Here is a 17,413-nt window from a genome sequence, read left to right as displayed (position 1 = left end):
ATTCGTTGGTGACTGCATGGCGAAACCCCCTCCCCAGGGATGAATTCGCCCGCAAAAAAGATGGGCTAAGATATCACAGCGACCGCTATGGAACAGCGGCGCCCACAGACAGGGAGGTGCTATGAGTATTCGTGATTGGCCGGCGGCCGAGCGACCCCGGGAAAAGCTGCTTGAGCAGGGCTCGGCGAGCCTTTCGGATGCAGAGTTGCTGGCCATATTTTTGAGAACAGGTGCAGCGGGCAAAAGCGCCGTGGACCTGGCGCGTCACCTGTTGGGCAAGTTTGGCAGCCTGCGGGCGTTACTGGAGGCCGATCAGCCGGCGTTCAGTGCGGAATTGGGGCTGGGGCCGGCAAAATTTGCGCAACTGCAGGCGGTGCAGGAAATGAACCGGCGGCATCTGGCGGAACGGTTGCGTGTGCGTTCGGCGCTGGAAAACCCCCAGGCCGTTCGCGATTATCTGAAATCGATGCTGCGCCACGAGCAACAGGAAGTGTTCGGTTGCCTGTTTTTGGACTCGCGGCATCAGGTACTGGCCTTCGAGGCGTTGTTTCGCGGCTCCATCGACAGTACCGCCGTCCATCCCCGTGAGGTGGTCAAGCGCGCACTGGCCAACAATGCCGCCGCGCTCATCCTGTGCCACAACCATCCCTCGGGCAACGCCGCCCCCAGCCAGGCGGACCGCCAGCTGACCAAGCGGCTGCAGGAGGCCCTGCAGCTGATTGATGTGCGCATACTCGATCATTTCATCGTGGGCGATGGGGATCCGTTGTCGATGGCCGAGTACGGGTGGATGTAGTGGCGCTAAAGCCAGTGGGAGCTGGCTTGCCAGCGATAGCGTCAGTTCAGTCAGCGAATTCATGCCTGATCCACCGCCATCGCTGGCAAGCCAGCTCCCAGAGGGTGTGCGGTGGTGCGGTTACTTCACGCTTACCTTCGAATAATCCTGGCGACCAAACGGGCTCACCGAATACCCCTCGACGTTCTTGCGCAGCAAGGCAAAGGCGGTGGGGTGCGCCAGTGGCAGCCAGAGGGCCTGTTGCTGGATTTGCGCCTGGGCCTGCTCATACAGCTTGGTGCGCACACCCTGCTCGGACGTGGTCTTGCCAGCGCTGATCAGTTTGTCCAGGTCCTGGTTGCAGTAACGGGCGAAGTTGGTGCCGGACTTGACCGCCGCGCAGGAAAACTGCGGCGTCAGGAAGTTGTCCGGATCGCCGTTGTCACCCGCCCAACCCATGAACAGCAGGTCATGCTCGCCCGCCTTGGCGCGGCGGATGACCTCGCCCCACTCGATCACGCGAATCTCGGCCTGGATGCCAATTTCCGCCAGGTCCGACTGCAGCATCTGCGCGCCGAGACTTGGGTTGGGGTTCAGCAGGCTGCCGGAAGGGCGGGTCCAGATGGTGGTCTGGAAGCCGTCCTTGAGCCCGGCCTTGGCCATCAATGCCTTGGCCTTCGCAATGTCGTGGGCGTAGCCCGGCAAGCCTTTGGCGTAACTCCAGGTATTAGGCGGGTAGGGCCCGGCGGCGGGTTCGGCCGTGTCTTCGAACACCGCCTTGACGTAATTGGCCTTATCGAAGGCGAGGTTGATCGCCTGGCGCACTTCAACCTTGTCCAGCGGCGGATGCTGGCTGTTGATGGCGACGAATGCCGTCATGAAGGCGTCGGTCTTTTCCACTTTAACGTCCGGCTCTTTCAGCGCGGCCTGTACGTCCAGCGGTTTGGGTGACAGGGCGATCTGGCACTCGTTGCGGCGCAGCTTCTGCAGGCGAACGTTGGCGTCCGGGGTGATGGCAAATATCAGCGGATCAACCGAGGGCTTGCCACGGAAGTAATCCGGGTTGGCCTTGTAGCGAATCGAGGCGTCTTTCTGGAAGCGCGTGAAGACGAACGGGCCGCTGCCGATAGGCTGACTGTTGAGCTTCTCCGGCGTGCCGGCTTTCATCAGCCTGTCCGCGTACTCGGCGGAATAGATCGAAGCGAAGCCCATGCTCAGGGTCGGCAGGAAGGTCGAATCCGGGTGGTCGAGGGTGAAGCGCACTGTAAGCGGGTCCAGCGCATCGATCTTCTTGATCAGCGCCGGCAGTTGCATCGACTGTGCATGCGGGAAGCCGCTCTGCGCCACTTTGTGCCAAGGGTTTGCCGGGTCCAGCATGCGATCGAAACTGAACTTCACATCTTCGGCAGTCAGCCCGCGGGTGGGCGTGAAATAGTCGGTGCGGTGGAATTTGACCTGAGGATGCAATTTGAACACGTAGCTCAGGCCGTCCGCAGAAACTTCCCAGCTGTCGGCAAGGCCCGCAACCACTTTGCCGCTGGCCGTATCGAAGTCCACCAGGCGATTCATCAGCACATCGGCTGATGCATTGGTGGTGGTCAGCGAGTTGTATTGCACCACGTCGAACCCTTCAGGGCTGGCCTCGGTGCAGACGCTCAGGGCCGCAGCCATGGCGTGCGGGCTCAGCAGGAGAGGGGCGAGCAACAGCGGTAGGGCAGCGAGGCGCATGGTCGGTTTCCTTTACAGATCGAAGGCCCATCTGCAAGTGCAGTCTGGAAAAGGCTTACCCTAGATGGCTCCTTTGCAAATGACTATCCCCATTTTCATTTTAGGGGGACTATGTGCGATTGATTTCCGTGTGCGGCGATCTGTGAAACCGCGAAACGGGCTGTCGGTTGATTCTCTGCGACGAGCGGTCAATATCCCCCACAGCCTTTATCCAAGGCGCTCAAAGCCTGAAAAACACGGTTTTTATCGACTCCACGCACACAGAATGTTGTTGCTCTGCGGTCTTTCTGGTATAAAGCAGCGCTCTTTTCTAGGGGCCCGGTTCCTTCACTGTAGGTGTAGCCGGTAAGACCTCTAAAGAAACGCGGCGCCTGGCGCCAAATGACTGAGAGATTAAGCGGCCAACCCATGCCGGGTTGGGCATGTGGTTTTAGAGGGCTGAGGCATGTCGAGAGTATGTCAAGTTACCGGTAAGGGTCCGGTGACTGGGAATAACATTTCCCACGCAAACAACAAAACCCGTCGTCGTTTCCTGCCGAACCTGCAGCATCATCGCTTCTGGGTTGAAGAAGAGAAACGTTTCGTGCGTCTGCGCGTATCTGCTAAAGGCATGCGTATCATCGACAAGCGTGGCATCACTGTCGTGCTGGCCGAAATCCGCAAAGCTGGCAAGATCTAAGGAGCTAAATCATGCGTGAAAAAATTCGAATGATTTCCAGCGCCGGTACTGGTTACTTCAAAACTACCGACAAAAACAAGCGTACTACTCCGGACAAGCTCGAGCTGATGATGTTCGATCCGCGCGTTCGCAAGCACGTTATGTTTAAAGAAGGTAAAATCAAGTAATTGATTTTTCCTACTTACGAAAAAGGCCCGGATCGCGAGATACGGGCCTTTTTTGTTGCCTGTCGATTTTGCGTTGCCTGCCAGGGCCCCTTTAGTGAGCAGGCCCGCGCCTACATTTGATGTTCAGTGAGCACACAATTTGTGCCCGACGATGATCCAGTGTGGGAGCGGGCTTGCTCGCGAAGAGGCCGGCCGAGCCAACCACAATCCTCAGGCCTTCTGTTCGAACGCTACGTAGATCTTGCGGCACGGCTCCAGCACCTCCCAGGTGCCTTTGAAGCCTGCCGGAATGACAAAACGATCTCCCGCGCGTACGGTTTTGCTGTTGCCGTCATTGTCGCGCAGCACTGAAACGCCTTGAACGATTTCGCAGTACTCGTGTTCGGTGAAATTCACCAGCCACTGGCCAACTGCACCCTCCCACACACCTGCACTCAGCTGGCCGCAAGGGCTGTTGTAGTGGTTGTACACTGCTTGTTCGGGATCGCCCTTGAGGATTCTGGCGTCGTCCGGCCGATAGCGATCGGGCTGGATGTCGGCCTGGCTGAAATCGGCGATGTCCTGGATGTTCATTGTTGTAATCCCCAGTGATTGCGTTGGAAAGCCCGAAGTCTATGTTTATTAAAATGAACATCGCAAGGCCGTTTGCTGGCCTTATGTCAAATATATTGAAACTTCACCTGCCGCTGGTTTAGGGTGGCGGTTGCCTTGGGCCGAACATGCGGGATGGCCGGGCGGAATTCCTGAGAACGTCCGCGAAGAACGCAGGGCGCTCGTATTCAACAAGAGGAGGACACTCGTATGACCACCCTGACTCGTGCCGATTGGGAACAACGGGCTCGCGATCTGAAGATCGAAGGCCGTGCCTACATCAATGGTGAATACACCGATGCGGTCTCTGCCGAGACCTTCGAGTGCATCAGCCCGGTAGATGGCCGCCTGCTGGGCAAGATCGCCAGCTGTGACGCCGCCGATGCCCAGCGCGCTGTTGAAAACGCTCGCGCCACTTTCAATTCCGGTGTGTGGTCGCGCCTGGCGCCGACCAAACGCAAAGCCACCATGATTCGTTTTGCCGGCTTGCTTAAACAGCACGCCGAAGAGTTGGCCCTGCTTGAAACCCTGGACATGGGCAAGCCGATCAGCGATTCCCTGCACATCGACGTTCCTGGCGCGGCCCAAGCCCTGAGCTGGAGCGGTGAAGCCATCGACAAGATCTACGACGAAGTCGCTGCCACTCCGCACGATCAGCTGGGCCTGGTCACCCGTGAACCGGTTGGCGTTGTCGGCGCCATCGTGCCGTGGAACTTCCCCCTGATGATGGCCTGCTGGAAGCTCGGCCCGGCGTTGTCCACCGGTAACTCGGTGATTCTCAAGCCGTCCGAAAAATCGCCGCTGACTGCCATCCGCATCGCGGCGCTGGCCGTTGAGGCCGGTATTCCCAAAGGCGTGCTGAACGTCCTCCCGGGCTACGGTCATACCGTCGGCAAGGCGCTGGCCCTGCACAACGATGTCGACACGCTGGTGTTCACCGGTTCGACCAAGATTGCCAAGCAGCTGCTGATCTACTCGGGCGAGTCGAACATGAAGCGCGTGTGGCTGGAAGCGGGCGGCAAGAGCCCCAACATCGTTTTCGCCGATGCGCCGGACCTGCAAGCCGCTGCCGAGTCGGCGGCTGGCGCCATCGCTTTCAACCAGGGCGAAGTCTGCACCGCCGGTTCGCGCCTGCTGGTCGAGCGTTCGATCAAGGACAAGTTCCTGCCGCTGGTGATCGAGGCGCTGAAGACCTGGAAGCCGGGCAACCCGCTGGACCCTGCGACCAACGTCGGTGCGCTGGTAGATACCCAGCAAATGAACACCGTGCTGTCCTACATCGAATCTGGTCATGCCGACGGCGCCAAGCTAGTGGCGGGCGGCAAGCGAATCCTTCAGGAAACCGGTGGTACTTACGTTGAACCGACGATTTTCGACGGCGTGAGCAATGCGATGAAAATCGCCCAGGAAGAGATCTTCGGCCCAGTGCTGTCGGTCATCACCTTCGACAGCGCCGAGGAAGCGGTGCAAATCGCCAACGACACGCCGTATGGCCTGGCTGCAGCGGTATGGACTGCGGACATCTCCAAGGCACACCTGACCGCCAAGGCGTTGCGTGCCGGTAGCGTCTGGGTCAACCAATATGACGGCGGCGACATGACCGCGCCATTCGGCGGCTTCAAGCAATCGGGTAATGGTCGCGACAAATCGCTGCATGCGTTCGACAAGTACACCGAGCTGAAGGCGACCTGGATCAAGCTGTAAGTCTGTGTGGAGCCTGATTACATATCGGGCTCCTGAACGACTCTGATCCCCGGTGGGAGCGGGCTTGCCCGCGATAGCAATCTGACAGCCAACCCATGTTGAATGTTAGGGCGCCATCGCGGGCAAGCCCGTTCCCACAGTGTTTTGTGTTGTTTGTTAAAAATAATATCCACAGGAGCGTGGACCATGCGTTGGGCGACGTATTTCGCCGTGTTGGCGTCTGTCTTGAGTGTTGGCCTGGCCCTGGGCGTCAGCATGCCGCTGGTGTCGTTTCGCCTGGAAAGCTGGGGGTATGGCTCCTTTGCTATCGGTGTGATGGCGGCGATGCCGGCGATCGGCGTGTTGCTGGGGGCGAAGATTTCCAGTCACTTGGCAGCGCGCCTCGGCACGGCCAACCTGATGCGCCTTTGCCTGTGGGCGGGGGCGCTGTCCATTGGCTTGCTGGCATTGTTGCCGAGTTATCCGGTGTGGCTGGCGTTGCGGCTGATGATCGGGGTGATCCTGACCCTGGTGTTTATCCTCGGTGAAAGCTGGATCAATCAGTTGGTGATCGAGCAATGGCGCGGACGCTTGGTCGCTCTGTACGGCAGCGCCTATGCGTTGAGCCAACTTGCCGGCCCGTTGCTGCTGGGGGCCGTTGGCACCGATCATGATTACGGATTCTGGGTCGGTGTCGCCCTGCTGATGATTGCGCCGTTGTTGTTGCTGGGCCGTAGCGGGGCACCGAGCAGCGAAGCGTGCAGTGTGACTTTCAGGGACTTGTTGGGTTTTTGCCGTGGTTTGCCGGCGATCGCCTGGGCGGTGTCGCTGTTCGCAGCGTTTGAAGCGATGATTTTGACCTCGCTACCGGTTTATTGCCTGCGTCAGGGCTTCACCACGGAAATCGCCCTGGCGATGGTCAGTACGGTGGTGGTGGGGGATGCACTGCTGCAGTTGCCGATCGGTGCACTGGCGGATCGCTTGTCCAGGCGCACGTTGTTTACCGGGTGTGCGGTGATTCTGCTGGTGTCGAGCCTGGCGATTCCGTTCCTGATCGACACCCTGCTGATCTGGCCATTGTGGGTGCTGTTTGGCGCGAGCGCGGGCGGCTTGTTCACCTTGTCGCTGATCCTCATTGGCGAGCGCTATCGGGACGATGCGCTGGTGCGCGCCAATGCGCATATTGCCCAATTGTGGGGGATCGGCTGTCTGGTCGGGCCACTGGTTGCCGGTGCCGGCAGCCAGTGGATCAGTGGCCATGCGTTGCCGCTGTTGATGGCAGCAGGGGCGTTGGGCTTGGTGATCCTGCTGTCGCGGCAGGGGGCGTTTGGTGCCGTGCAACCGGCTTAGATCAAAAGATCGTCCGAACGCGGCCCGAGCCTTCGGCAGCTCAGGAAATTGCATTTTCAATTGTAGGAGCTGCCGAAGGCTCGGGCCGCGTTCGGACGATTTTTTGCCCTTCTACAACATCCGCTCCAGGCCTACGGCCGTGCTGAACCATGCATTGAAGCGACGCCACCAGCTGCCAGGTTCTTTGGTCAGCACGTGCATCTTGCCGTCATCTTCGGTCACCCAGATGATCTGATCGTCCTGCAGTTTCACCTGGTAACTCAAGGCCGGCGCCATGCCCTCCAGCGCCGATTTGCGCACATGCGCAGCGAGTTCAGGGCTGTCGACCAGTACGCCGACTTCGGTATTCCACAGGACCGAGCGCGGGTCGAAGTTGAAGGAGCCGATGAACGACTTCTGCTGATCGAAAATGATCGCCTTGCTGTGCAGGCTGGAGTCGGAGCCGCGGTAGGACTTGCTGGAGAAAATGTGTGGGCCGCTACCGCCGCCTTCGCCCGGCTGACGGCGTAACTCGAACAACTTCACGCCGTGTTCAAGCAACGCTCGGCGGTAAGGCGCGTAGCCGCCGTGCACCGCCGGCACATCGGTGGCCTCCAGTGAGTTGGTGAGCAAGGTCACCGAGACGCCGGCATCGGCGCGGCCGGTCAGGTACACCAGGCCCGGCTGTCCCGGCACGAAATAAGCCGAGATGAGGATCAGCTCCTTGCTCACCCCGTTCAATTCCGGCGCCAACTGAGTGGTCAGCAGCAGCTGCGGATCGGGTTCACCTTTTGCCAGCACCTTGCTTGGCGCATCCCAAAGCGCCTGGTTCCAGGCCCAAATCAGCTCCCGGCGCCAGATGTCCATGCGCGGATTTGTGTTGTAGGTCGTCAAATGCTGGTAGAGCGCGTGATTCTGCTTGCGGGTTTCTTCCAGGGATTGCTCAAGCCGGGTGCGGGTGTCTTGCAAGTCTTTGTGCGTCGGCCGGCTCGACAGGAACTGGTCGATCGGTTTGCTTAGCGCGCTGTTCCAGTACTGATCGAAGCTGTGCCCCAGCTGTTCGGCCACCGGGCCGACGCTGAGCATGTCGATGTCGGTGAAATTCAGGTTGGGCTCGGCGTCGAAGTATTCATCGCCCAGATTGCGCCCGCCGACGATGGCCACGCTATTGTCCGCCAGCCACAGCTTGTTGTGCATGCGTCGGTGCTGTTGCGACAGGTTGAACAGGCGGCCCATGTTGCGCGTCACGCCCGTGGAGCGGCCCAGGTGCAGCGGGTTGAACAGGCGGATCTGAATGTGCTCGTGCGCCGCCAGGGTCGCGATCACCCAGTCCAGACCATCACTGGTGGTGTCGTCGAGAAGGATTCTGACCCGCACACCACGGTCGGCCGCCTTGAGCAGTTCTTCGATCAGCATTCGCGTGCTGATACCGTCGTGGACGATGTAGTACTGCAGGTCGAGGCTGCTCTGGGCATTGCGGATCAGCTCTGCGCGCGCCATGAACGCTTCACTGCTGTTGGACAGCAGGCGAAAACCTGACCTGCCCTCATGAGGTGCTGCCTGGGCCTGGATCGACCGGCCGAACGCCGAATCGCTCGCAGGCAGGGCCTGGCTGGGTTCGCGTGTCACATCCAGGCTGGCGCAGCCTCCCAGGAGCGAGGCGAGGAGCACAAGAGCGAGCAGGGGGTGTCTGACTCTCACGTAGGATCGTTCCGATTGGCGGCTGGGGACGGCATATGGACGCTGGTTTAGGCAGAAAGGTCAGTCGTGGATGTGATCAGTTTCCGCCAGCAGCCTGATCGCTGCCGCGCCGACCTTTCGCACCGCTTCTTCGATGAGCGGTGTTGGTTTGGCAGCGTAGTTCATCCGCAGGCAATTACGGTATTTGCCGGAGGCGGAGAAAATGCTGCCCACGGCAATCTGTACGCCCTGATCGTGCAAGGCACGATTCAGTTTCAGGGTGTCGAAGCCGTCCGGTAACTCGACCCACAGCATGAAACTGCCTTGGGGCCGGCTGGCGCGAGTGCCCGCAGGGAAGTAGCGCGTAACCCAGTCGATCATCAGGTCGCGGTTGCGTTGGTATTGGCTGCGCATGCGTCGCAGATGCGGCTCGAAATGCCCGGACTTGAGAAATTCCGCGATGGCGATCTGTGGCTGCGGCGCCGTAGAACCGGTGCTGATGTATTTCATGTGCAGCACCCTTTCCAGATACCGTCCGGGCGCTACCCAGCCAATGCGCAGACCCGGCGCCAGGGTCTTGGAAAATGAACTGCACAGCAGGACGCGGCCGTCTTCATCGAAGGATTTGATGGTGCGCGGTCGCGGGTAGGTGTAGGAAAGTTCGCCATAGACATCGTCCTCGACAATCGCCACGTCGAAACGCTGGGCGAGCGTCAACAATGCGCGTTTACGCGACTCCGGCATGATGTAGCCCAGCGGGTTATTGCAGTTGGGGGTCAACTGTATGACCTTGACTGGCCACTGTTCCAGTGCCAGTTCCAGCGCATCCAGGCTGATGCCGGTGATGGGGTCAGTCGGTATTTCCAGAGCCTTCATGCCCAGGCCCTTGAGGGTTTGCATGGCACCATGAAAACTCGGCGAATCCACCGCCACGATGTCTCCCGGCTCGCAAATCGCCCGGATACTGGTGGATAACGCTTCATGGCAGCCAGTGGTGACGACCAGATCGCTGGCGCTTAGCTGACAGCCGGAATCGAGCATCAGCCGCGCAATCTGTTCGCGCAGTTCGAGTGTGCCGTGGATGTTGTCGTAATACAGGCCGGGCATGTCCTGGCGCCGGCTGATGCGCGCAAGGTTGCGCAGTAACGGTTTCATGGTCGGTGTGGTGATGTCGGGCATGCCACGCCCCAGTTGCACCACATCCTTGCGCGGTACTGCGCGAATCAGCTCCAGCACTTGGTCCCACTGGGAAATATCCACCGGCCGCTGCGCCGGCCGGCCTACCGCTGGCAGCTCCGGAAGCTCGCGGCTGGCGGGCACAAAGTAGCCCGACTTGGGCTTGGGCATCGCCAGGCCACTGTCCTCAAGGACGCGATAAGCCTGTTGAACCGTGCTCGGGCTCACCCCGTGCTCGACACTCAGCGCCCGCACCGAAGGCAGCCGATCGCCGGGGCGATAGAAGCCCTGTTCAATACGCGTGCCTAGCAAGTCGGCAAGGTTGACGTAGAGGGTCATGGCGCAGTCTCGCTATGGATTGTTCGGTCGACCAGTACAGATCAGCTGAAATTCGACAATTCAGAGCCAATTCGCCCAATCTGTATGGATTTAATACGCAAAGTTTGGATCTGTCACGGTTTTGCTCGTCCGCGCATCATCAAACCTCTTGCTACCCAAGTAAACAGGAGTCAACACGATGAACGGCTTGAGCGATGTGCGGCTGACGTTACACAGTCAGGAACTGGCGAAAGGGCAGGAAAGCGGCACGCGTGAGGCGAACATGCGCAACGCGCCGTCCGGCCTGAGTCGCTGGGAACTGTTCTGGCATCGTCTGCACACGCGCAAGGCGTTGCTGGGACTTTCGGCGGAGCAGCTTCGGGATATCGGGCTGAGTCCGGAGCAGGCGCGGGAGGAGGGGCTCAAACCGTTTTGGCGGATCTGAGATGTGCACTGTTCTCATCGGCCTCATCGCGGGCAAGCTTTGCTCCCACAGGTATGGAGTCAATCACATAATTGTCGCCGAACCTGTGGGAGCAAAGCTTGCCCGCGATGAGGGCCGAAAGTACACAGACAAATGATCAGATCAACTCTTTGAGCCGATGCCACAACATTCCCAACGCCAGCAACGGCGAACGCAAATGCTTGCCGCCAGGGAATGTGATGTGCGGCACCTTGGCAAACAGATCGAACCCACCCCCCTGCTGGCCGCTGATGGCCTCGGCGAGCAGTTTGCCCGCCAGGTGGGTCGCGTTCACCCCATGACCCGAATAGGCCTGGGCGTAATACACGTTCGGCTGATCCTTGAGCCGGCCTATTTGTGGCAGGCGGTTGGCACCGATGCCAATCATGCCGCCCCATTGATAATCGATCTTCACGCTCCCCAACTGTGGGAAGACCTCGAGCATCTTCGGCCGCATGTAAGCTGCGATGTCGCTTGGATCGCGCCCCGAGTAATGGCAGGCGCCGCCAAACAGCAGGCGCCGATCCGCCGAGAGCCGGTAGTAGTCCAGCGCCACCCGTTGATCACACACCGCCATGTTCTGCGGCAGCAGTGAATGAGCCTGCTCTTCGCTCAGGGGTTCGGTGGCGATGATGTAGCTGCCCGCAGGCAGCACTTTGCCGCTGAGTTCAGGGTTGAGCCCGTTGAGATAGGCGTTGCATCCCAGGACCAGGGTCTTGGCGCGGACCGAGCCGTGGAGCGTGCGGACTTTCACTTGCGGGCCATACTCGATGCGGGTCACCGCCGACTGTTCAAACAACCGGGCGCCCAATTGCTGCGCGGCAGCCGCTTCGCCGAGCGCCAGGTTGAGCGGGTGCAGATGCCCGGAGCCCATATCGATGAGGCCGCCCACATACCGATTGGAGCCCACCACCGTGTGCATTTCTTCGGCGTGTAACAGCCGGGTTTCGTAGCGATAACCGAGCTCATGCAGCTCGGCGGCATCTTCGGCGAAACCTTGCAGATCACCGGGCTTGTTGGCGAGGTCGCAATAACCCCAGGTCAGGTCACACGGAATCTGGAAGCGTTCGACCCGCTGGCGGACGATTTCCACCGCCTCCAGGCCCATGAGTTTCATCTGGCGCACGCCGTCGGCGCCGATCACGTTGGCGAACTGGTCGATCCCATGGCCGACTCCACGAATCAGCTGCCCGCCGTTGCGGCCGCTGGCTCCCCAGCCAATCTTATGGGCTTCGAGCAGCACCACATTGAAGCCTCGCTCGGCCAATTCCAGTGCCGTGTTCAGCCCGGAGAAGCCTCCGCCAACCACGCAGACGTCAGCCACCACGTCGCCCTGCAATATCGGATGATCAGGTTGCGCCAGGCTGCTGGCGGCGTAGTAAGAGCGCGTGTGCTGGTGGCTCGCGACCGGTTGCTGAGCACGGGCATTCATGTGCGTGTTCCTGATTCGGGTGTCTGGAAAATTTGACCGAGCATAAGCCGGTCCTTCAAGGCCGGGCAACACTGGTCGGTTCGCGCTGTCTGGATGGGCGCTTTTGCTGCACAATTGCGCTCTATTTCGCTGCTTTGGTCACTGTTTCGATGAGCTGCAACAGTCAGAAAATTCGCGCCCTGCGCCAGCAGATACCCTCGTTCGAGTGCGTGCCCGGCTGCCATGACTGCTGTGGGCCGGTGACCACCTCGCCGGAAGAAATGTCCCGCCTGCCGCGCAAGACCCGCGCCGAACAGGACGCGGCAATGGATGAGCTCAACTGTGTGCACCTGGGCCCGAATGGTTGCACGGTGTATGGCGAGCGGCCGCTGATCTGCCGGCTGTTTGGCACCACCAAAACCTTGCCGTGCCCCAATGGGCGTGGGCCTGTGGAGTTGATTCATCCTCGGGTGGAGAAGCAGATTCATGAGTACATGGCGTCGACCCGACAGGTGTTGGTTTAAACGTCGAAAGTCAAAAGATCAATCCGGAATCGGCAAACACAGGCTCTCCTTCACCTCTTCCATCACGATGTAGCTCTTGGATTCGCGCACATGCGGCAGCTTGAGCAGGATGTCTCCGAGCAGTTTGCGGTACGAAGCCATCTCGGAAATCCGCGCCTTCACCAGATAGTCGAAATCTCCTGACACCAGGTGGCATTCCAGCACGTGCGGCAGTTTCAGCACGGCACGGCGAAACTCCTCGAATGTATCTCCGGATTTGTAGTCCAGGCTGATCTCGACGAACACCAGCAGGCTACCCTTGAGGTGCTGCGGATTCAGGCGGGCGTTGTAGCCCATGATGATCCCTTCACGCTCCAGGCGCCGGACCCGCTCGGTGCAGGGCGTAGTCGAGAGCCCGACCTTTTCCCCCAGCTCGGTAAACGAGATGCGCCCGTCCGCTTGCAGGATCCGCAGGATGTTGCGGTCGATCTTGTCCAGCTCACGTTTGGTCTGAGTGTTGGTACGCATAGGGGATGCGCCTCCGTGAAAAGGGTTTTTGCCGAGAATTGTCGCCAAATATAGGCACTTATATAGTGAAAAGCACTGCCTAATCTTTTTTACACTGCGCACATCATTGCTCGAACACAACAAACGTCAGCGGCGTGCCGCGATGAGGGATATGAAAATGCGCGTTATGGTCTTGGGTAGCGGCGTCATCGGTACCGCCAGTGCTTATTATCTGGCTCGAGCCGGGTTTGAAGTGGTGGTCGTGGATCGTCAGCCGGCCGCTGCCATGGAGACCAGTTTCGCCAACGCCGGCCAGGTGTCGCCGGGTTATGCCTCGCCGTGGGCGGCACCGGGTGTACCGCTCAAGGCGATCAAGTGGCTGCTGCAACGCCACGCCCCGTTGGCGATCAAGGCCACCGCCGACATCGACCAGTACCTGTGGATGGCGCAAATGCTGCGCAACTGCACCGCCAGCCGTTATGCGGTGAACAAGGAGCGCATGGTCCGCCTGTCCGAGTACAGCCGTGACTGCCTCGATGAATTGCGCGCTGAAACCGGCATTGCCTACGAAGGCCGCAGCCTCGGCACGACTCAACTGTTCCGTACCCAGGCGCAACTGGATGGCGCGGCAAAAGACATCGCCGTCCTCAAAGAGTCCGGCGTGCCGTTCGAGTTGCTCGATCGCGCTGGTATCGCCCGGGTCGAACCGGCCTTGGCCAGCGTCACCGATATCCTCGCAGGTGCCTTGCGCCTGCCGAACGACCAGACGGGCGACTGCCAGATGTTCACCACCCGCCTGGCCGAAATGGCCGTGAAACTGGGCGTTGAATTCCGCTTTGGCCAGGACATCCAGAAGCTCGACTACGCCGGCGACCGCGTCAATGGCGTGTGGATCGACGGCAAGCTGGAAACCGCTGACCGCTACGTACTTGCGCTCGGCAGCTACTCGCCGCAGCTGCTCAAGCCGCTGGGCATCAAGGCTCCGGTGTATCCGCTCAAGGGTTACTCCCTGACCGTGCCGATCACCAACCCGGCAATGGCGCCGACTTCGACCATTCTCGACGAGACCTACAAGGTCGCAATCACCCGTTTCGACAACCGCATCCGGGTCGGCGGCATGGCGGAGATTGCCGGTTTTGACCTGTCGCTTAACCCGCGTCGGCGTGAAACCCTGGAGATGATCGTCAACGACCTCTATCCTCAGGGCGGCGATCTGGCCCAGGCAAGTTTCTGGACCGGCTTGCGTCCGACTACCCCGGACGGTACGCCGATCGTGGGCGCGACCCCGTTCAGCAATCTGTTTTTGAACACCGGTCACGGCACCCTGGGTTGGACCATGGCATGCGGTTCCGGTCGCTTGCTGGCCGATCTGATGGCGAAGAAATCGCCGCAGATCAGTGCCGAAGGCCTCGATATTTCTCGTTATGGCCACAAAATTCAGGAGTCCGCAAAACATGTCAATCCAGCGCCAGCTCACCAATGAGCGCATGAGCCAGATCGTCGTCCATAGCGGTACCGTGTACCTGTCTGGGCAAGTCGGCGATGATATGAGCGCCGGGATTGAACAGCAGACCCGCGAAACACTGGCCAATATCGAGCGTTTGCTCGATCTGGCGGGGACCGACAAGAACCGCCTGTTGTCGGTCACGATTTACCTGAAAGACATCGACGCGCATTTCGCCGGCATGAACTCGGTGTGGGACAAGTGGCTGCCAAAAGGCGTCGCCCCAGCCCGTGCCACGGTCGAGTCAAAGCTGTGCGAACCGCAAATCCTGGTTGAGCTGTCGGTAGTGGCCGCTCTGCCTTAAGCAAGATCCCTCTCCCGGTGCGACTGGCGGTGTACGCCACCAGTCGCGCCGGTTTTTCTTCCACTGACCGACCAGAAGTCTGCCGCCATGCGTCCTGCCCGTGCCCTGATCGACCTTCAAGCCCTGCGCCACAACTACCAACTGGCCCGTGAAGTCACGGGGTCCAAAGCCCTCGCCGTGATCAAGGCCGATGCCTACGGTCATGGCGCGGTACGGTGTGCCCAGGCCCTTGAAGCCGAGGCGGACGGTTTTGCCGTGGCCTGCATCGAAGAAGCCCTGGAATTGCGGGCTGCAGGCATTCGCGCGCCGGTCCTGTTGCTCGAAGGCTTTTTCGAAGCCGATGAGTTGTCGCTGATCGTCGAGCACGATTTCTGGTGTGTTGTGCATTCGCTGTGGCAACTCGAAGCCATTGAAAAAGCCGCTCTAAGCAAGCCGATCACGGTATGGCTCAAGCTTGACTCGGGCATGCACCGGGTCGGCCTGCATCCGGCGGACTACCAGGCGGCGTATCAGCGGCTGCTGGCCAGCGGCAAGGTCGCGAAGATTGTGCTGATGAGCCACTTCGCCCGTGCTGACGAGTTGCATGATCAATCCAGTGCCGAGCAGGTCGCGGTGTTTGAGTCGGCCCGCCAGGGGTTGTCGGCGGAAATCAGCCTGCGCAACTCCCCGGCGGTGATGGGCTGGCCGCAGGTTCCCAGCGACTGGGTACGCCCAGGCATCATGCTGTACGGCGCGACGCCGTTCGAAGAAGCCAACACGGTGGCCTCGCGCCTGCAACCGGTGATGACCCTCGAGTCGAAAGTCATCTGTGTGCGTGAGCTTCCGGCCGGCGAGCCGATTGGCTATGGCGCCCGTTTTGTCACCCCGAAGCCGATGCGCGTTGGCGTGGTGGCTATGGGTTATGCCGATGGTTATCCGCGCCAGGCGCCCACCGGTACGCCGGTCATGGTCGCCGGGCAGCGTAGCCAGTTGATTGGCCGGGTGTCGATGGACATGTTGTGCATCGACCTGACCGACGTGCCACAGGCTGGCCTCGGCTCAACCGTCGAACTGTGGGGCCGGAACGTCCTTGCCAGCGAAGTCGCAGCGGCTGCTGACACGATTCCTTACCAGATATTCTGCAATTTGCGTCGGGTGCCAAAGCTCTATTCCGGGGTTTGACGCAAGGCACGGTGTGCACAATATCGCCTCGCCCAACAGGATTCAGGTCCAAGTGTTGTAAATACTGAACGCTGTCGCCATGATAACGCTCAATATTCCAACAACCTGAATTCCTGGAGGCTCCTGCATTGGACGTCGGTGAACGACTGCAATCCATCCGTAAGCTCAAGGGTCTCTCCCAGCGTGAGCTCGCCAAGCGCGCGGGTGTTACCAACAGCACCATCTCGATGATTGAGAAGAACAGCGTCAGCCCCTCGATCAGTTCGTTGCGCAAGGTGTTGGGCGGAATTCCCATGTCCATGGTCGAGTTCTTTTCCGAAGAAATCCTGCAGGAAAAACCGACCCAGATCGTCTACAAGGCCAATGAGCTGATCGATATCTCCGATGGTGCAGTGACCATGAAGCTGGTCGGCCGTGCTCATCCGACTCGCGCCATTGCGTTCCTCAACGAAATCTACCCGCCGGGCGCCGACACCGGTGACGAGATGCTCACCCATGAAGGTGAGGAGACCGGGATTCTGCTTGAGGGTCGACTGGAATTGGTGGTCGGGCTTGAAACATTTGTGCTCGAGGCGGGCGATAGCTACTACTTTGAAAGTACCAAGCCGCACCGTTTCCGTAATCCGTTCGATGCACCGGCGCGGCTAATCAGCGCAGCGACACCGGCGAATTTCTGACGCAAGAGGCGTCCTGCCACTACCGCAGAGGCGCCCGAAGCGTTTTAACGCCATGGAACAAGACCCCTTCGACTTTGGGGTTGTTTCAGTGTGGCGGGCTTACCGTTATACTTGCGCCCGCCTGCGAACCGTGGCCGTGGGCGTGACTAGCCACCATTGAGGGTGAACGCGTGAACCTAATTATGAAAATGCTGGCTGTACCAGCAACCGTACTGGCCCTATGGGCTGTCAGCGCTCAAGCTGCGACGAATGACGATATTGCCAAGCGCCTTGAACCTGTCGGCAAGGTCTGTGTAACAGGTCAAGAGTGCAAAGGTATGGAAGTCGCTGCTTCTGTCGGCGGCGGTGATGCCAAGACGCCTGACTCTATCATTGCAAAACATTGCAACGCTTGCCACGGCTCCGGCCTGCTGGGCGCACCAAAAATTGGTGACACTGCAGCCTGGAAGGAACGTGCGGATCACCAGGGCGGCCTCGACGGCATCCTGGCCAAAGCGATCACCGGGATTAACGCAATGCCGCCAAAAGGCACCTGTGCTGACTGCTCCGATGCAGATCTCAAAGGCGCCATCGAGAAAATGTCCGGCTTGAAATAAGCGTTCATCTTCAGCAAAAAGCCGCTTTCGGGCGGCTTTTTTGTGCCTGTAGGAGCGAGCTTGCTCGCGATGATCGTCAACGATGACGTCGGTGACCTGACGCCCCGCGCAAGCGTGCTCCGCCAATTTTCCACTGTTCCAGACTGTTCAATGCAGCAAAG

General features: G+C 59.8%; 18 protein-coding genes. 12 read left to right on the top strand and 6 right to left on the bottom strand.

Annotated features, from left to right (window positions below; all coding sequences use genetic code 11):
• Nucleotides 1–121: 121 nt before the first annotated feature.
• Nucleotides 122–796 (top strand): RadC family protein, encoded by a 675-nt coding sequence (radC, locus tag IMW75_RS02015; protein WP_045059187.1) that lies wholly within the window; start codon nt 122–124, stop codon nt 794–796.
• A 120-nt stretch (nt 797–916) separates the two neighbouring features.
• On the opposite strand, the gene IMW75_RS02010 is transcribed toward radC, so the two are convergent.
• Nucleotides 917–2,503 (bottom strand): ABC transporter substrate-binding protein, encoded by a 1,587-nt coding sequence (locus IMW75_RS02010; protein WP_205891735.1) that lies wholly within the window; start codon nt 2,501–2,503, stop codon nt 917–919.
• Nucleotides 2,504–2,948: 445 nt separating this feature from the next.
• Between IMW75_RS02010 and rpmB the strand changes: the two genes are divergently transcribed.
• Both rpmB and rpmG read left to right on the top strand, forming a co-directional pair.
• Nucleotides 2,949–3,182, top strand: a complete 234-nt coding sequence (gene rpmB / locus IMW75_RS02005; RefSeq protein WP_007894701.1) for a 50S ribosomal protein L28 — start codon at nt 2,949–2,951, stop codon at nt 3,180–3,182.
• An 11-nt stretch (nt 3,183–3,193) separates the two neighbouring features.
• Nucleotides 3,194–3,349 (top strand): 50S ribosomal protein L33, encoded by a 156-nt coding sequence (rpmG, locus tag IMW75_RS02000; RefSeq protein ID WP_045059185.1) that lies wholly within the window; start codon nt 3,194–3,196, stop codon nt 3,347–3,349.
• A gap of 210 nt (nt 3,350–3,559) precedes the next feature.
• Here rpmG and IMW75_RS01995 read toward each other — a convergent pair whose 3' ends face one another.
• The gene (locus IMW75_RS01995; protein WP_045059184.1) at nt 3,560–3,922 is read right to left on the bottom strand and encodes a cupin domain-containing protein; all 363 of its coding nucleotides are present in this window, start codon (nt 3,920–3,922) and stop codon (nt 3,560–3,562) included.
• Between the two features lie 228 nt (nt 3,923–4,150).
• On the opposite strand from IMW75_RS01995, the gene IMW75_RS01990 reads away from it, so the two are divergent.
• On the top strand, nt 4,151–5,644 hold the full coding sequence (locus IMW75_RS01990) for an aldehyde dehydrogenase (RefSeq protein ID WP_045059183.1): 1,494 nt from the start codon (nt 4,151–4,153) through the stop codon (nt 5,642–5,644).
• A 186-nt stretch (nt 5,645–5,830) separates the two neighbouring features.
• On the top strand, nt 5,831–6,973 hold the full coding sequence (locus IMW75_RS01985; protein ID WP_205891734.1) for an MFS transporter: 1,143 nt from the start codon (nt 5,831–5,833) through the stop codon (nt 6,971–6,973).
• A 111-nt stretch (nt 6,974–7,084) separates the two neighbouring features.
• On the opposite strand, the gene IMW75_RS01980 is transcribed toward IMW75_RS01985, so the two are convergent.
• The gene (locus tag IMW75_RS01980; RefSeq protein ID WP_205891733.1) at nt 7,085–8,653 is read right to left on the bottom strand and encodes a phospholipase D-like domain-containing protein; all 1,569 of its coding nucleotides are present in this window, start codon (nt 8,651–8,653) and stop codon (nt 7,085–7,087) included.
• A 60-nt stretch (nt 8,654–8,713) separates the two neighbouring features.
• Nucleotides 8,714–10,147 carry an aminotransferase-like domain-containing protein gene (locus IMW75_RS01975; RefSeq protein ID WP_205891732.1) on the bottom strand — a complete coding sequence of 478 codons (1,434 nt, stop codon included), beginning with the start codon at nt 10,145–10,147 and terminating at the stop codon, nt 8,714–8,716.
• Between the two features lie 178 nt (nt 10,148–10,325).
• On the opposite strand from IMW75_RS01975, the gene IMW75_RS01970 reads away from it, so the two are divergent.
• On the top strand, nt 10,326–10,571 hold the full coding sequence (locus IMW75_RS01970) for a DUF1127 domain-containing protein (RefSeq protein WP_205891731.1): 246 nt from the start codon (nt 10,326–10,328) through the stop codon (nt 10,569–10,571).
• A 136-nt stretch (nt 10,572–10,707) separates the two neighbouring features.
• Here the strand turns inward: IMW75_RS01970 and IMW75_RS01965 are convergent, their stop codons facing one another.
• On the bottom strand, nt 10,708–12,021 hold the full coding sequence (locus IMW75_RS01965) for an NAD(P)/FAD-dependent oxidoreductase (protein ID WP_205891730.1): 1,314 nt from the start codon (nt 12,019–12,021) through the stop codon (nt 10,708–10,710).
• 149 nt (nt 12,022–12,170) lie between these two features.
• On the opposite strand from IMW75_RS01965, the gene IMW75_RS01960 reads away from it, so the two are divergent.
• Complete coding sequence (locus IMW75_RS01960) at nt 12,171–12,524, top strand: YkgJ family cysteine cluster protein (protein WP_045059177.1); 354 nt, start codon at nt 12,171–12,173, stop codon at nt 12,522–12,524.
• A gap of 18 nt (nt 12,525–12,542) precedes the next feature.
• Here the strand turns inward: IMW75_RS01960 and IMW75_RS01955 are convergent, their stop codons facing one another.
• Nucleotides 12,543–13,031 (bottom strand): Lrp/AsnC ligand binding domain-containing protein, encoded by a 489-nt coding sequence (locus IMW75_RS01955; protein ID WP_010465173.1) that lies wholly within the window; start codon nt 13,029–13,031, stop codon nt 12,543–12,545.
• A gap of 157 nt (nt 13,032–13,188) precedes the next feature.
• On the opposite strand from IMW75_RS01955, the gene dadA reads away from it, so the two are divergent.
• The 5 genes from dadA to IMW75_RS01930 all read left to right on the top strand — a co-directional run bounded on the left by dadA (nt 13,189) and on the right by IMW75_RS01930 (nt 17,252).
• On the top strand, nt 13,189–14,493 hold the full coding sequence (gene dadA, locus IMW75_RS01950; RefSeq protein WP_205891729.1) for a D-amino acid dehydrogenase: 1,305 nt from the start codon (nt 13,189–13,191) through the stop codon (nt 14,491–14,493).
• Entirely contained in the window at nt 14,465–14,818 is a 354-nt protein-coding gene (locus IMW75_RS01945) for a RidA family protein (RefSeq protein ID WP_205891728.1), read from the top strand. The genes dadA and IMW75_RS01945 overlap by 29 nt, the downstream gene beginning before the upstream one ends.
• Nucleotides 14,819–14,905: 87 nt before the next feature.
• On the top strand, nt 14,906–15,979 hold the full coding sequence (alr, locus tag IMW75_RS01940; protein ID WP_205891727.1) for an alanine racemase: 1,074 nt from the start codon (nt 14,906–14,908) through the stop codon (nt 15,977–15,979).
• 128 nt (nt 15,980–16,107) lie between these two features.
• The gene (locus IMW75_RS01935) at nt 16,108–16,656 is read left to right on the top strand and encodes a cupin domain-containing protein (RefSeq protein ID WP_045059174.1); all 549 of its coding nucleotides are present in this window, start codon (nt 16,108–16,110) and stop codon (nt 16,654–16,656) included.
• A gap of 182 nt (nt 16,657–16,838) precedes the next feature.
• Nucleotides 16,839–17,252 carry a c-type cytochrome gene (locus IMW75_RS01930; protein ID WP_045059173.1) on the top strand — a complete coding sequence of 138 codons (414 nt, stop codon included), beginning with the start codon at nt 16,839–16,841 and terminating at the stop codon, nt 17,250–17,252.
• The last annotated feature ends 161 nt before the right edge of the window (nt 17,253–17,413 follow it).

The organism is Pseudomonas gregormendelii (assembly GCF_017114825.1).
GTDB classification, from domain to species: Bacteria; Pseudomonadota; Gammaproteobacteria; order Pseudomonadales; family Pseudomonadaceae; genus Aquipseudomonas; species Aquipseudomonas gregormendelii.
This window is presented reverse-complemented; position numbering and strand designations above follow the sequence as displayed.